Source organism: Pseudomonas sp. TH37, from assembly GCF_016650735.1.
GTDB lineage: Bacteria > Pseudomonadota > Gammaproteobacteria > Pseudomonadales > Pseudomonadaceae > Aquipseudomonas > Aquipseudomonas farris.
The window spans coordinates 1-14,903 of record NZ_JAEKFD010000006.1 but is presented as its reverse complement, the minus strand read 5'-3'; the positions used below and the strand labels follow the sequence as shown (position 1 = coordinate 14,903).

The following is a 14,903-nucleotide window of genomic DNA, read 5'->3' as shown; positions in this document are numbered from 1 at the left end:
GTTTAAGGGCTTAAGGGGTGAGCGCCAAGCTCAGTTCCCGTCCATTGCACACGCGTTGGTGGTTCAGGTAGTGCTCAAGGAACTGGTTGTCTTTGAGTAGCCACTCGCGATCCTGGGGATAGCGCAACATATGCTTGAAATTACGCAGGCGCAGGCCTTTGCGCAGCGGCTTGCGATAGGCACGCAGGTCGGCGATGTCGATCAGTCCCAACGTGTTTTCAGGCGTCAATACCACATTGCCCAGGTGTGCGGAGCGAAAGTAGATGCCGTCCTCATGCAGGTGTGCAATGAACTCACCCAGTTGTGCCCGAAGAAATTCGTTGTTATCGGTGCCTAGCAACTGACGCAGGGTGCGACCGGGCAGGGGGTCGTAATGCACGGCATCGCGCTCGATGCTGGGGATGCGATAAATCTGGCGAACCGTTGGGCATCCGATATTGCGTTCGTGCAGTGCTCGGCAGTTGTCGGCGAAGCGCCGGGCGTAAGGCGCCCAAAGCGCAGATGTCAGCAGGCGCTTGCGGCGAAACAGCTTGAGCATCGAGCCATCGGCCAGGCACAAAACTTTATCCCCTTTACCATCGGCCTCGAGAACGTCGGCGCCCTCGCGCATGTTGAGATAAGCGGTATGGTCGAGCGTTTGCATCAAGGCTCCAAGGCTTGGCCTGATGGGATGGTCAGCCGGCTATGTTACCGCAGTGCGCATGCTGCAAAAAACCGCTGTGGTACAATCGCCGCACTTTTTAAGCGGCAGTTGCCCGTTCACGGGGTTGCCTGGCGCAATACCACAGAGTGCTTGCTCCTGATTCCTGGTTTTATACTTCCATACGCGGACGGGCGAATAACAGGGTGTTGATGTCTGCGGACTTGTCGCACGTGGTTATATTGCGCTTTGGCGGGTGGATGCGGCCTATTTTTGGACACCCTATGACGACAATGCTGTTCATTTCCCTGGCCAAGCATCAAGGCCTCTATTTCAATCGGTTACTCAATGAGACCGAGCTACAAGGTAAAGTCGTTACCCCACCACAGATGCCTTGGCCAAGGTTGTCGCAGACTTCCAGAGTGCTTTCGCGAATCGACTGGCTGAGCCTGATCGAAGAAAAATGCGAGGAGCGACGCGTCAAGAACAAAAACGATGGTCGCTTGTATCGTCTGTTGTTACGTCTTGAGCTGATTTGGATGGCGCTGCGTGCCCAGGCTTTGCTTGATCGTGAGCGCCCCGACGCGCTGGTGTTCTGGAATGGTTCCCATCGTTACTGCCGATTGCTGACGGCCTTGGCGCCAGCGGATTGTAAGACGTTCTTTTTCGAGAACGGCTTGTTGCCCGATACCACAACCGTTGACCCGCGGGGCGTGAACTACCTGAACGCCGTTCCGCGCGAGGCCGGTTTTTATCTCAACTATCCTTATCCGGTTCCTGAAAATCAGGCAGTGCCCGTGCTGATTCCACGCCAGCCTCGTACGAGTGGCCCGGCACCGATTGTGCTGCCGGAGCAGTTCGTCTTTATTCCGTTCCAGGACGACCGCGATAGTCAGGTTCGGCTGTTTTCTCCCTGGATCAAGAACATGCGCGAGATGTTCGCCTTGGGCGAGCGCTTGGCCAAAGAGACTGGATTGACAGTGGTGTTCAAGGAGCATCCATCCAGTCGCGAAACGTATCCTGAGTTGCATGAGCGTACTCACGAGCGTCTGTTGTTCGCCAACGGCAACGCCACTCAGCAGTTGATCGAGTCCAGTCAGTTTGTGGTCACGCTGAACTCGACGGTTGGCCTGGAAAGCCTCCTCTTGGGTAAGCCCGTGCTGACCCTCGGTCAGGCGTTTTTCAATATCGAGGGGCTGGTAATGCATGCCGATAACGCCGAGCAAGTGGTGGAACTGGCGCGCGCCTTCCCGCAATGGCCACTCGATGAGCGGTTGCGGCGTAATTTTCTCCATTACCTCTCTGAACACTACTGTATCAAGGGTGGCTGGAAGAACGCCGACAAGGCCCAGTTGCAGCGGGTCGCCAATCGACTGCTGGGTAAAGTCGAATGCTGACAGGAATGAAAAAACTTATCGATAGGAATGCCCTGGCGGCATGGGCGTCTATCGGTCTTCTCGTGCTGCTGTGTGGGGCATGGGTACTGCCAAACAATAAAATTTATCATCAAATGATAATTTTCCTGCTCTGGTTACCCGCCATGCTGGCGCTGTTCCATCGGGATTTTCGGCTGATGCTCAAGCAACCGGAGTGCATCCTTTTTGCCATTTTCGTGGCCTGGACATTATTGGTGCTGATGGTTGAGGGGGGCGCTAACGTCGTCGGCAAAAGCAAGGTGACGCTCTATGTGTCCCTTACCCTGTTAGGCGTGTTACTGGCTGCCCAGAACCGCAAGTGGCGGTTGGAATCCATGTTGTTGTACGCATCGATTATCGGCGGTTTCTTTGCCGCGGCTTCTTGGGTCTACTTTTATGAAACATCCGCTCAGCCGTTTAGCGGCAGGCTGATTGCCATTGGCTTGTGGGACACCGCGATCATGGCCGCGCACGGGGTGGGGGCTCTGGCGATTCTTGGCGTTTTCACGCTGCAGACCAAGCGCTTCAATCCCTGGGCGATGGTGTTGCTGCTGATTCCGGCGCTGGGATATGCGCTATTTCTGGGCTTCAGCCAAACCCGCGGTGTGTGGATCGGCTTGCTGGCCTGTCTCTTCGTGATGGGAGTGGCGCGCCCGTCGCGCATGGCGGGCGGGCTGATCATTCTGGTGGTCCTGGGGTTGGCGTCCATTGCTGTATTCAAGCCGGAAATCCTCTTGCAGCGTGGCGTTTCTTTCCGCCCCGAGCTATGGAGCGGCGGCGTTCAATTGATGCTGGATCATTGGGGGATGGGATTGGGATTCCATGAGTACCTGATTCCTGTCCCTGAAATCGGACAGGTATTCAAACATCCCCATAACCTGTTCCTGGATATCGGTGTGCGTCTTGGTGTGCCTGGGCTACTGCTATTCGGCTGGCTGTGGCTGGCGGTTGGCTGGCGTGGCTGGATTTCGCGCGCACAGCCACTGGGGCAGGTGTTGCTGGCACTCTGGGTGTTTTCCGGGGCGTCATTGATGACCGATGGCATCGGCCTCTGGCTCAAGCCCAACGCGGACTGGTTGATTACCTGGTTACCGATTGCCTTGAGTATCGTGTTGGCCACTCGTGCTGGCAATGAAACCAAAACTTTCGTCTGGAGTGTTTCAGCTACTGATACTCCTGGCCCGGTAGCGAAGTGCTAAAGCGTTTTCGGCACCTTGTCCGGGCTGAGCCGATGTTGTAATTCGTTCGCTGTTACAATCCACAGGTTGTCTGTCTTTTTCAAACGTACGAGGCGCGCCGAATGGCCAATTCCGACCAGCAATCAAGCATGAAGATTTACCTGCGGTTGCTGAAATACGTGCTCCCGTACTGGGGCGCTTTTGCCATCAGTATTGTCGGCTTCGTGCTGTTCGCATCCAGCCAGCCGATGCTGGCGGACATGCTCAAGCATTTTCTCGACGCCTTGCAAAAACCCAATGACACCAAGTTTCTGGGCGTCTCGCTGGTACTCGGCGTACCGTTGTTGATTGTGCTGATTGCGGTCTATCAGGGTATCGGCTCATTTCTGGGTAACTATTACCTGGCCAAGGTTGCCCGGGGCGTGGTCCACGACCTGCGTTGCGCCTTGTTCGACAACCTGTTGACCTTGCCTAACCGCTACTTTGACAACAATAACTCCGGTCACCTGATTTCCCGTATTACCTATAACGTGACCATGGTCACCGGTGCCGCCACCGATGCGATCAAAGTAGTGATCCGTGAAGGCCTGACGGTGGTGTTCCTGTTCGGTTACCTGCTGTACAGCAACTGGAAAATGACCTTGGTATTGCTGGCAATCCTGCCGGTCATCGCGATTCTGGTAAGTAGCGCCAGCAAAAAATTTCGCAAGCAAAGCAAAAAAATCCAGGTGGCGATGGGCGATGTGACCCATGTGGCTTCGGAGACGATCCAGGGCTATCGCGTGGTTCGCAGTTTTGGCGGTGAGACTTACGAAATCGATCGGTTCCACAAGGCCAGCGCCGACAACATGAATCGCAGCCTGGGCATGACCCGCACCCAGTCGATCTACACCCCGATGCTGCAACTGGTGATTTACGTCGGCATGGCTGTGTTGATGTATCTGGTGCTTTACCTTCGCGGCGATGCCTCTGCTGGCGAACTGGTTGCTTACATTACCGCCGCCGGTTTGTTACCCAAGCCGATTCGTCAGTTGTCGGAAGTCAGCGCCACGATCCAGAAAGGGCTGGCCGGTGCGGAGAGCATCTTCGAGCAGCTCGACGAAGAACCGGAAGTCGATACGGGCACCAAGGAAATGGTGCGCGTCAGCGGTCGCCTGGAAGTGCGTAACTTGAGCTTCCAGTACCCGGGCACCGAGAAACTTGTGCTCAACGATATTTCCTTTACCGCCGAAGAAGGCCAGATGGTTGCTTTGGTGGGGCGTTCAGGCAGTGGCAAGTCGACCTTGGCCAACCTGATTCCGCGTTTCTATCACCACGACAAGGGCCAGATCCTGCTCGACGGTGTGGATGTCGAGGAATACAAGCTGACCAACCTGCGTCGTCACATTGCCCTGGTGACCCAGCAGGTCACCCTGTTCAACGACAGCGTCACCAACAACATCGCCTACGGTGACCTCGCCGGCGCACCGTTCGAAGACGTGCGCAAGGCGTCCGAAGATGCCTACGCCGCCGAGTTCATCGAGCAAATGCCTCAAGGCTACGACACCCTTGTGGGCGAAAACGGTGTGCTGCTTTCCGGCGGTCAGCGCCAGCGTCTGGCGATTGCCCGGGCGCTGCTCAAGAATGCGCCATTGCTGATCCTCGATGAGGCTACCTCGGCCCTCGACACCGAATCCGAGCGCCACATTCAGGCGGCTCTGGAACAAGTAATGAAGGGCCGTACCACGCTGGTGATCGCTCACCGCTTGTCGACCATCGAGAAGGCTGACCTGATCCTGTTGATGGACCAGGGCCGCATCGTCGAACGCGGCACCCACGCCGAGTTGTTGGCGTTGAACGGTCTCTACGCACGCCTGCACGAGAAGGACTTCGTCGAAAGCACCGACGAGGCGATGACGGAGTCCCACGTTTGATTTTGAGTTACTGGCGAGCCTGGAGAGAAAGCGGCTGGGCGCCCGTCGATGCAACGGCTTATACCCAGGCCTGGCAACAGTTTGGCGGCAGCGTGGCGACTCATCCCGAAGTGGTTGAGCGTCTGGCAGGGCTGGTAGGCATCCCGGTGCGTTATCTGGGCTGGTTCGTCGACGGTGAATTGTGCGCTGCGATGCCGACCTGGGGTCGTCATGTGGCCTTGTCCAAGGAAGTGCTCAAGCGTGAAGGCAAACGTGGCCTGCTCGATCTCGGCAATGCCGAGATCATCCTGCCGGTTGCCGAAGACGTCCAGGTTCGTGTGCGGCATCGCGCGCGCTATGTGTCCGAACTCAATGCCCCAAACATCACCGGTCTCTCTGAGCAACCTGAAGGTCTGGCGCTGGCTCGTGAACCAGAGGACTACAGCAAGAAGTTTCGCTACAACCAACGTCGTGACCAGCGTTTGCTTGAAGAGGCGGGTGGCATCATCCGACCGATGCTGGAGCTGAGCGCCAGCGAACAGGCCACCATCTATGCTGACCTGTTCCAGCGCCGCTGGAACTTTGAAGCACCGGGCAAGGCGCGTCTTTCTGAAGTGTTCAGCCTGTTGCGTGAGTTCATGACCGGGTCCTTGATCTACCTGAACGACGAACCGGTGGCGATCCAGATTCTGTACCGGGTCGAGGCGCCCAAGTGGGTCAGCCTGGAATACATTAACGGCGGTGTCGACCCGCAAAACCGCGAGTTCAGCCCTGGCAGTGTACTCAGTTTCGTCAATACCCAAGCCGCATGGGAGCAGGCCCGTGCCGTGGGCAAGCCGCTGCGTTACTCGTTCGGTCGTGCCGATCGCGAATACAAGGATCGCTGGTGTCACCGGGTTCCGGTCTATCAGGTTTAAGCGAGGACAGGCAGTCATGAGCGCACGCAAGCAACAATTGCTTAAACGCCATCGCCAACGCAAACGTGTGGTGCTGATCGGTGCGTTGTTGGCTGCATTACTATTTGGCATTTTTGTCACATGGTGGCCGTTACCGCTGTTCTTGCTGCTGGGCTGGATCGCCCATGAAGCCTGGTTCGCCGACCATCTGTTCTATGCCCCGGGCGACGATTATCGCTATGACTTCCCGGCGGGTACGCCGCAATTCCCCACCACCCTGGTCAATGGTGTCTTGCAGGTGACGGGGGACTTTGGCGTGGCGCAAACCCTGGTTTTGCAGGTGCGGGTGAAGAACCATTGGCTAGGTCGCTTTCTTGACCCTCAGGTATGGATCGGTGACGACCGTCAGGATCTGGAGCGCGGTGTTGCGGGAGAGCGTTTTCTCAATCTGTCCGGGCAAGGTTCGGCGTTGGCTGCCGGGACCCTGACCTTACGTGGATGCTTTTGCAGCCTGGCGCCACAGGCAACTTTGCACGCCCTGAATAATCCGGATTTTGCTCAGCAGCGTCTGCTAATCATCGCCCCCCATGCCGATGATGCTGAACTGGCGGCTTTTGGTCTTTATAGCCGGGCGTCCGAGGTGGCTATCGTCACACTGACCCAAGGCGAGATTGAGGCCGAAAACTACCGCAAAATGGGCCTCGACGCCGCTCAGGCCGCCCGACTCAAGGGGCGCCTGCGCAGTTGGGACAGCCTGGCAGTGCCGCTGTGGGGCGGGGTGGCGCAACAGCAATGTGTGCAATTGGGTTACTACTGCTTGCAGCTGAATGCGATGGCGCAGCAGCCGGAGCAAAGCTTCGGTTCCCGGGAGTCGGGTGAGAGCGATATACGCGACGTGCGTCGGCACAATGCCCTTAGCCTGCCGGGTGACGTCGATGGTCAGCCCCATTGGCGCAACCTGGTGGCTGATCTGGCGCGTCTGCTTGAGCATCACCGTCCCGACGCGGTGCTGACGCCCCATCCCGAACTGGATCCCCACAGCGATCATGTCGCCAGCACGCGCGCCTTGATGGACGCGATTGAACTCAGTACCTGGCGCCCGCGTACCCTGCTGCTCTATGCCAATCACCTGCATGACAACGACCGCTGGCCGATGGGCCCGGCGGATTATGGCATTGCCCTGCCACCGACCATCGAGCCGTTGCCGGCTGATGGGCTATGGAGCCCGTTGCTGGACGCGCCAACCCGCATGGACAAAGCCATGGCCTTGGGCATGCAGCACGACTTGCAGGGCCGTCCACCGCTCAAAAGACGTCTGCGCCGGGTAATTCAGCGGTTGTTGGCCGGGCGTCGCTGGCCCCGCACAGGTGAAGACGAGTTCTTCCGCAAAGCGGTGCGCCGACACGAACTTTTCTGGGTGCGTCCGTTGGATGCCCCTCCACAGGATGACCGCCGCTGAGCCTGTTTGCTCGCGTGCGGCCGCATTCTTTCGCTATGTTATTATCCGCGACGCTTTTATTGCCCCTGGAGTTTCCATGAAGTTATCCATGCCACGATTCGATCAGGCCCCTGTCCTGGTGGTCGGTGATGTCATGCTCGACCGTTACTGGCATGGTGGTACCTCACGGATTTCCCCTGAGGCACCGGTACCGGTAGTCAAAGTCGAGCAAATCGAGGACCGCCCGGGCGGTGCCGCCAACGTTGCCCTGAACATTGCCGCGCTCGGTGCGCCGGCCTCGCTGGTCGGCGTGACCGGCGATGACGAGGCTGCCGACAGCCTGGTCAATAGCCTCAAGGGCGCCGGCGTGCGGGCGTTGTTCCAGCGCATCGCCCACCAGCCGACCATCGTCAAGCTGCGGGTGATGAGCCGTCACCAGCAATTGCTGCGTATCGACTTCGAAGAACCTTTCTCCACCGACGCCCTGGCGTTGGGCGAGCAAGTCGACGAATTGCTCGAAGGCATCAAGGTGCTGGTGCTGTCCGACTACGGCAAAGGCGCGCTGAAAAACCATCAGGTGCTGATTCAGGCCGCCCGTGCCCGTGGCATTCCGGTGCTGGCCGATCCCAAAGGCAAAGATTTCTCGATCTACCGAGGCGCGAGCCTGATCACCCCAAACCTCAGCGAATTCGAAACCATCGTCGGTGGTTGCGCCGATGAGCACGAGCTGGTGAGCAAGGGCGCACAGCTGATGCACGACCTCGACCTCGGCGCCTTGCTGGTGACCCGTGGCGAACACGGTATGACTTTGCTGCGCCCGGATCATCCGGCACTGCACCTGCCGGCCCGTGCCCGTGAAGTGTTCGACGTGACCGGCGCCGGTGACACGGTGATTTCTACCCTGGCGGCAGCGATCGCCGCTGGCGAAGAACTGCCCCACGCCGTGGCCTTGGCCAACCTGGCGGCAGGCATCGTGGTCGGCAAGCTCGGTACCGCGGCCATCAGTGCTCCGGAGTTGCGTCGTGCTATCCAGCGTGAAGAAGGTTCCGAGCGTGGAGTGTTGGGGCTGGAGCAGCTGCTGCTGGCGGTCGATGACGCGCGTGCGCACAAAGAGAAGATTGTCTTCACCAATGGCTGCTTCGACATCCTGCATGCCGGCCATGTGACCTACCTCGAACAGGCGCGGGCCCAGGGCGATCGTCTGATCGTGGCGGTCAACGACGATGCGTCGGTGAGCCGCTTGAAGGGGCCAGGTCGTCCGATCAACAGCGTCGACCGTCGCATGGCCGTACTGGCCGGTCTGGGCGCCGTGGACTGGGTAATCAGCTTCGCTGAAGGCACCCCGGAAAACCTGCTGCGCGAGGTCAAGCCGGATGTGTTGGTCAAGGGCGGCGATTACGGAATCGACCAAGTGGTCGGTGCGGACATCGTCACTGCTTACGGCGGGACCGTGAAAGTGCTGGGGCTGGTGGAAAACAGCTCGACCACGGCGATTGTCGAGAAGATCCGCAATCACTGATTGTGGCGAGTGTGCTTGATCGTTCCCACGCTCTGCGTGGGAATGCCTCTATGGACGCTCTGCGTCCGCTTTGAGACGCGGAGCGTCTCTGGCTGCATTCCCACGCAGAGCGTGGGAACGATCATCTTTGGCTTTAGGAGCTGACTTTCTTGCGCGGCACGATTCTTTTCAGCAGTTGCTTTGCTTTTCCGTGCAAGCGGGCCAAACCGGAATCCTTCCCCGGCGGGCTCAAACCCTGTTGCCGCACCCAGTCTTTCCAGCGAATCCGCTCATCCTTCACCAGCCACCCTTCCTGCCGGGCAAAACTCTCCGCCAGATACAACCCGCGGGTACTCGCCGGGTACAGCTCATCCTTTTTCAGGGTATAGAGCTCGGCCATCGGCTGGCCGTCCTGCAGTGGCATCAAATACAAATCGGGACGTTTGCGATCGAGCCGAGCCACCAGTTGATCGCCCTCCAGCCGTTCGTCGACATGAAAAAGACTCAAGGATTTGGCTTCCTTGGGCACATCCAGGCGCAAGTCGTAGATCAATTGCAGCGATGCAGTCGGCAAATGCACGTAGGCCCGCGGGCGCTCGATCAGCGGCATGTTGGCGCAGCGCACCGGCCGCGCCGAGCCGGACAGCGGCGTCAGGCGAAACGGCAGGGCTTCGCGGTAATGCAGGGCGGACGAGTAGGGCGCGGGCAGCCAGGTATCGTTGAAACGCCCGCTGAGCCAGCCTTCCGGGGTTTCCAGCAGGCACTCTTCGGCGATTTCCTGGGTCGCCGTGTGCAGCGGCAGGTTCAGTTCATGGGCCGGCACGTAACCCGAGATCAGTTTGAGCACTACATCGCCGCGATCCTGCCGACGTTGACGCACCAACACCCAGTAATCGCGATTCTGCCAATGCAGGGTCAGGCGCACCGAAACCCCGAGGTTCGCCAGCTCCAGGGCAAACCGCTCGCTGTCGGGCACCGTCACCGGGCGGCGACGTTGCAGGGTCTGGGAAAAATTCAATGGCATCCCGACGCTTTGGTAACTCAGGCCTTCGGGCGTCGCTTCGACGAATAACGGCAGGGTCTTGAAGTTGCTCGGGTTCTTTCTGATCAGCGTACGCGGCATGTCGGCTCCTGCTTAAGGCCGCGTGGGCGGCATCAATGGCTACGAAGGACCTGGGCAACGGTCGCGACGTTATGGGCGAGGTGCAGCGGATTGATGGTCCCGACAATAGCACTGGCCACACCCGGGTGTTCAAACAACAACTCGAAGCTGGCGCGCACCGGGTCCACGCCAGGGCTCAAGCAGACGTGACCGCTGGCCAGGGCTTTTTTGACCAGGATCGCTTTGCCGTGAGCAGCAGCATAGTCAATGACCGGCTTCTCGTTCTGTTCGTTCAGATTGTAGGTGACCATCGCGCAATCACCTTGTTCCAGAGCCTTCAAGCCGCCTTCGACGGTTTTGCCGGAAAAACCGAAACCGCGAATCTTGCCTTCGCGCTTGAGCTCGGCGAGGGTCGCGTAGACCTCGCTGTCATTGAGGATCGCCAGATCGTTGCCGTCGGAATGCACCAGTACCAGATCGATAACATCCGTTTCCAGCCGTTGCAGGCTGCGTTCCACCGACAGGCGAGTATGGGCGGCGCTGAAGTCGTGACTCGACTGGCCGTCGGTAAACTCTTCGCCAACCTTGCTGACGATCACCCAGTCCTGGCGCTGCCCCCGCAGCAACGGGCCAAGGCGCTCTTCGCTGCGGCCATAAGCCGGCGCGGTGTCTATCAGGTTGATGCCCAGGTCGCGTGCGAGTTTGAGCAGCATGCGCGCTTCGTCATCGCCGGGGATCTGGAAGCCGTTGGGGTATTTCACCCCTTGATCGCGGCCGAGTTTCACCGTGCCCAGGCCCAGAGGCGATACCAGCAGGCCGGTGCTGCCCAAAGGGCGATGCAGATCGTGCAGGGTTGGCTGGCTCATGGCAGCAGTTGCTCCCAGGCAGGGACGCCCATCGGCGGTTTCGGCAGTTCCGGCAGCGGCGCCGGATGGCTCGGCTGAATGCTGTCGCGTTGCAGTGCGGCGAGGACGCGATCAGCGAAGTCCGGCGCCAGGGCCAGTTTGGTCGGCCAACCCACCAGCAGGCGATCTTGCTCGGCGAGGAAGGCATTGTCCGGGCGAGTCAGGCCCGATTGCAGCGGCTCGGCGCGTTCGACTCGCAAGGTCGCCCACTGCGCTGTGCTCAGGTCGATCCATGGCAACAGATTGCCGAGTTCTTTTTGCGCGGTGGCGATCTGCGCGGCAGGATCACGGGCCACGCCTTCGGCTTCGGCGATGTCGCCTCCCAGATACCAGACCCACTGGCCATCGGCGGCCGGGTGGGTGGTCACGGTGATGCGTGGCTTCGGCCCGCCGCCCAGGCAATGGGCGTACAGCGGTTTGAGGCCCGGGCCTTTGACGATGATCATGTGCAGGGGGCGGCGCTGCATGGCCGGCTGACTCAGGCCCAGCGCCGTGAGCAGGTCGGCGGTGCCGGCACCGGCGCTGAGGACGATGCGCTGGGCGCGGATCTCGCGTTCGTCGACTTTCAAGCCGACCAGTTCGCCGTTTTCCAGCAGCGGTTCGATGTGCTGACCGGCCAGCAAGCCGTCGCCAGCCAGATCGGCCAGGCGCTGGATCAGGCTTGGCACATCGACCACCAGTTCCGCCAGGCGATAGACCTTGCCCTTGAAGCGCTTGTCTTGCAGGGCTGGTGGAAGCTGCTCGCCTTTGACCTGATCGACCCGCCCGCGCACGGCTTTGCTGGCAAAGAAACTGGTGAGATTGCCGGCGAGGGTGCCGGGGGACCAGAGGTAATGGGCTTCGGACAGCAGGCGCACGCCGGACAGATCCAGCTCGCCGTCGCCGGCCAGCGCTTCACGCCAGCGACGCGGCATGTCGGCAATGGCTTCCGAGGCGCCGGTCAGGGCACCGTGCAGCGCGTACTTGGCGCCGCCGTGGATGATGCCCTGGGACTTCACGCTCTGCCCGCCACCGAGGCTGGCGCTTTCCACCAGCACGGTCGAAAAACCCTGGCGGCGCAGGCGCGCATTCAGCCAGAGGCCGGCGACACCAGCGCCGACAATCAGAACGTCGGTGGAAATAACGGATGGCATGCAGCGACCTCAGTGTTCAAGACGAGGGCGCAGTATACAGACTCGTGGATCGGAGCTAAGACGTGAAAAAAGATCGCAGCCTTCGGCAGCTCCTACAGGGTTATGTGTACATCTGTAGGAGCTGCCGAAGGCTGCGATCTTTTCTTTCAATGCCCCGCGGTCTTCGAGAACAGCTGAATAACCACAACGCCCAGCACAATCAGCGCCATCCCCAGCATTGCCGGCACATCCAGCTTCTGCCCGTAGATAAACAGCGCCGCGACGCTGACCATCACGATCCCCATGCCGGCCCATACCGCGTAGGCCACGCCCACCGGAACGCTGCGCACCACCAGGGTCAACATCCCGAAAGCAATGCCGTAACCGACGATGACCAGTAGCAGCGGCAGTGGCGTGCTGAAACCCTTGACCGCTTTCATCGAAACAGTGGCGATCACTTCGGCGCAGATGGCGATGGCCAGATAGTAGTAAGCGGTCATGGGTTAATCCTCGTGTGAAGTGTTGCTTTCTGAGGTCGGCATTCTAGAGATTCGCCAGATGCGGTAAAGTCATTACCTATCTGTTCTGAAGATGGGTTGAGCCATGAACATGCAATGGAATCTGGAACAGCTGCGCTTGTTTGTCAGCGTCGCGGAACAGCGTTCGTTTTCCGCTGTGGCGCGGGATCAGCGCAAGGCACAGTCGGCGGTCAGCAGTTCGATTGCGCTGCTGGAAGAGGACCTGGGCGTTAGCCTGTTCGATCGTAGCAGTGGTCGTCAGCCGAAACTCACCGAAGCCGGCACCGCGCTGCTCGAGGAGGCGCGGGAAGTGCTGCGCCAATGCGAGCGCCTCAATGGCCGGGCATTGGCGATGATGCGTGGTCAGGAAGCGAGTCTGCGTGTGGCTCAGGATGAAGCGATGCCCTATCAAGCGGTGGTCGAAAGCTTCGAGGCCCTGGCAGAAAAATTTCCCAGCCTTGAAGTGCAGCTGACCAGCGCCGCCCAGGGTGATGTCGCGCGCAAATTGGTGGAGCGCCGGGCTGATCTGGGCTTGCTGTTTTATCACGACCAGATTCCCGAAGCCCTTGAACGGCGAGTGCTGGGCAGCGTCGAGATGGTCACGGTGTGCGGCGCGGGGCATCCCTTGGCGAAGCAGGCGCAGGTCGATTGTCAGCAATTGGCGCAGCATCGACAGTTACTGATGTCCACGCAGTCCAGCGTCTATCCCGGCAGCGAGCCGGCCAGCCCACAGGTCTGGCGCGCCGACAGTTTCTATGTGATGGCTGAATGGGTGATGCGCGGCCTTGGCTGGGCCTGGTTGCCGCGACATGTGGTGCAGTACCCCGCGTATCAGGATCAGATGGTCGAACTGGCCAGCGAATGGACTCCGCCGGCATTGATTGTCGAACTGGTCTGGCGTCGCGATGAGCCCCTCGGCCCGGCAGCCCGTTGGCTGGCGGAACGTTTTGCCGTGCACTTGCAGGCGATCAGCTAAAAAACCGATAAACTCCGCCGCCATGAATAGAACTCTCTACACCGCGCTGTTTTACCTGGGGCTGCCATTGGTAGCGATTCGTCTTTGGCTGCGGGCGCGCAAGGCGCCGGCGTATGCCAAGCGCATTGGCGAACGTTTCTCCCTCGCGCTGCCGGCGATGAAGCCGGACGGCCTCTGGGTGCATGCGGTGTCGGTGGGCGAAAGCATCGCCGCGGCGCCGATGATTCGTGCCATGCTGCAACGGTATCCGACGCTGCCGATCACCGTCACCTGCATGACCCCGACCGGGTCCGAGCGCATCCAGGCGTTGTTCGCCAACGAGCCGCGCATCCAGCATTGCTATTTGCCTTATGACTTGCCCTGCGCCGCGGCGCGATTCCTTGATCGGGCCCGACCGAAACTGGCGGTGATCATGGAAACCGAGCTCTGGCCCAACCATATCCATCAATGCGCCAAACGCGGGATTCCCGTGGCGCTGGCCAATGCGCGACTGTCTGAACGCTCAGCCAAAGGCTATGGCCGCTTCCATAAATTGACCCGGCCGATGCTCGCCGAGATGAGCCTGTTCGCGGTGCAGACCGAAGCCGAGGCGCAGCGCTTCCGGGATTTGGGCGCACGCCCGGAAACCGTCGAAGTGACCGGTTCGATCAAATTCGACCTGACCATCGACCCGCAACTGCTGGAGAGTGCCGGCGAATTGCGTGCGCAGTGGCAGGCACAGGATCGCCCGGTATGGATCGCCGCGAGTACCCATGAAGGTGAAGACGATGTGGTGCTGGCTGCCCATCGTCGGCTGCTGGTCAATCATCCCGATGCCTTGCTGATTCTGGTGCCGCGTCATCCGGAGCGTTTCAACCCGGTGTTCGAGTTGTGCCGACAGCAGGGTTTCGCCACGGTGCGGCGTTCGACGGGCGAACCGGTTACCGCAGACACTTCGGTGCTGCTGGGCGACACCATGGGCGAGTTGCTGTTTCTCTACGCGTTAGCCGACAGCGCGTTCGTCGGTGGCAGTCTGGTGCCGAATGGCGGGCATAACCTGCTGGAGCCGGCGGCCCTGGCCAAACCGGTGCTCAGCGGGCCGCACCTGTTCAACTTCCTCGAAATCGCCGCGCAGTTGCGCAGTGCCGGGGCGTTGGCCGAGGTCGATGATGCCGAAGGTCTGGCGCTGGCGGTGCAGCGGCTGTTCGAATTGCCGCGCGATGCACAGCGGATGGCCGAGGCGGGGCTGAAGGTGATGCGTACCAATCAGGGCGCGTTGCAGCGGTTGCTGGATGGGTTGGGGCGGTTGATCGAGCGTTAAGACCGAGCCGAGCAAAAAAAAGATCGCAGCCTT

General features: G+C 60.0%; 13 protein-coding genes. 8 read left to right on the top strand and 5 right to left on the bottom strand.

The window, feature by feature from the left end; all coding sequences use genetic code 11:
* Positions 1 to 10: 10 nt before the first annotated feature.
* Positions 11 to 643 (bottom strand): hypothetical protein, encoded by a 633-nt coding sequence (locus JFU11_RS16610; protein ID WP_201061378.1) that lies wholly within the window; start codon positions 641 to 643, stop codon positions 11 to 13.
* 281 nt (positions 644 to 924) lie between these two features.
* Here JFU11_RS16610 and JFU11_RS16605 point away from each other — a divergent pair, with 281 nt between their 5' ends.
* The 6 genes from JFU11_RS16605 (at position 925) to hldE (ending at position 8,978) form a co-directional block, all read left to right on the top strand.
* Positions 925 to 2,037, top strand: coding sequence for a hypothetical protein (locus tag JFU11_RS16605; protein WP_201061376.1), 1,113 nt, complete (start codon positions 925 to 927; stop codon positions 2,035 to 2,037).
* Positions 2,038 to 2,042: 5 nt separating this feature from the next.
* The gene (locus tag JFU11_RS16600; protein WP_201061374.1) at positions 2,043 to 3,254 is read left to right on the top strand and encodes an O-antigen ligase family protein; all 1,212 of its coding nucleotides are present in this window, start codon (positions 2,043 to 2,045) and stop codon (positions 3,252 to 3,254) included.
* Positions 3,255 to 3,355: 101 nt separating this feature from the next.
* The gene (msbA, locus tag JFU11_RS16595) at positions 3,356 to 5,146 is read left to right on the top strand and encodes a lipid A export permease/ATP-binding protein MsbA (protein ID WP_123721522.1); all 1,791 of its coding nucleotides are present in this window, start codon (positions 3,356 to 3,358) and stop codon (positions 5,144 to 5,146) included.
* Positions 5,146 to 6,042 (top strand): GNAT family N-acetyltransferase, encoded by an 897-nt coding sequence (locus JFU11_RS16590; RefSeq protein WP_123721728.1) that lies wholly within the window; start codon positions 5,146 to 5,148, stop codon positions 6,040 to 6,042. The genes msbA and JFU11_RS16590 overlap by 1 nt, the downstream gene beginning before the upstream one ends.
* A gap of 16 nt (positions 6,043 to 6,058) precedes the next feature.
* On the top strand, positions 6,059 to 7,480 hold the full coding sequence (locus JFU11_RS16585; RefSeq protein WP_201061371.1) for a PIG-L family deacetylase: 1,422 nt from the start codon (positions 6,059 to 6,061) through the stop codon (positions 7,478 to 7,480).
* A gap of 76 nt (positions 7,481 to 7,556) precedes the next feature.
* Positions 7,557 to 8,978, top strand: coding sequence for a bifunctional D-glycero-beta-D-manno-heptose-7-phosphate kinase/D-glycero-beta-D-manno-heptose 1-phosphate adenylyltransferase HldE (gene hldE / locus JFU11_RS16580; protein WP_052965997.1), 1,422 nt, complete (start codon positions 7,557 to 7,559; stop codon positions 8,976 to 8,978).
* Between the two features lie 133 nt (positions 8,979 to 9,111).
* Here the strand turns inward: hldE and JFU11_RS16575 are convergent, their stop codons facing one another.
* The 4 genes from JFU11_RS16575 to JFU11_RS16560 all read right to left on the bottom strand — a co-directional run bounded on the left by JFU11_RS16575 (position 9,112) and on the right by JFU11_RS16560 (position 12,576).
* Entirely contained in the window at positions 9,112 to 10,080 is a 969-nt protein-coding gene (locus JFU11_RS16575; RefSeq protein ID WP_201061369.1) for a hypothetical protein, read from the bottom strand.
* Between the two features lie 32 nt (positions 10,081 to 10,112).
* Positions 10,113 to 10,925 (bottom strand): aldo/keto reductase, encoded by an 813-nt coding sequence (locus JFU11_RS16570; protein WP_123721520.1) that lies wholly within the window; start codon positions 10,923 to 10,925, stop codon positions 10,113 to 10,115.
* Positions 10,922 to 12,097 carry an FAD-dependent oxidoreductase gene (locus JFU11_RS16565; RefSeq protein ID WP_123721519.1) on the bottom strand — a complete coding sequence of 392 codons (1,176 nt, stop codon included), beginning with the start codon at positions 12,095 to 12,097 and terminating at the stop codon, positions 10,922 to 10,924. The genes JFU11_RS16570 and JFU11_RS16565 overlap by 4 nt, the downstream gene beginning before the upstream one ends.
* 146 nt (positions 12,098 to 12,243) lie before the next feature.
* Positions 12,244 to 12,576, bottom strand: a complete 333-nt coding sequence (locus tag JFU11_RS16560; protein ID WP_052965993.1) for a multidrug efflux SMR transporter — start codon at positions 12,574 to 12,576, stop codon at positions 12,244 to 12,246.
* Between the two features lie 103 nt (positions 12,577 to 12,679).
* Between JFU11_RS16560 and JFU11_RS16555 the strand changes: the two genes are divergently transcribed.
* Positions 12,680 to 13,570, top strand: coding sequence for a LysR family transcriptional regulator (locus tag JFU11_RS16555; protein ID WP_123721518.1), 891 nt, complete (start codon positions 12,680 to 12,682; stop codon positions 13,568 to 13,570).
* A 22-nt stretch (positions 13,571 to 13,592) separates the two neighbouring features.
* Positions 13,593 to 14,870, top strand: coding sequence for a lipid IV(A) 3-deoxy-D-manno-octulosonic acid transferase (waaA, locus tag JFU11_RS16550; protein WP_123721517.1), 1,278 nt, complete (start codon positions 13,593 to 13,595; stop codon positions 14,868 to 14,870).
* Positions 14,871 to 14,903 lie beyond the last annotated feature (33 nt).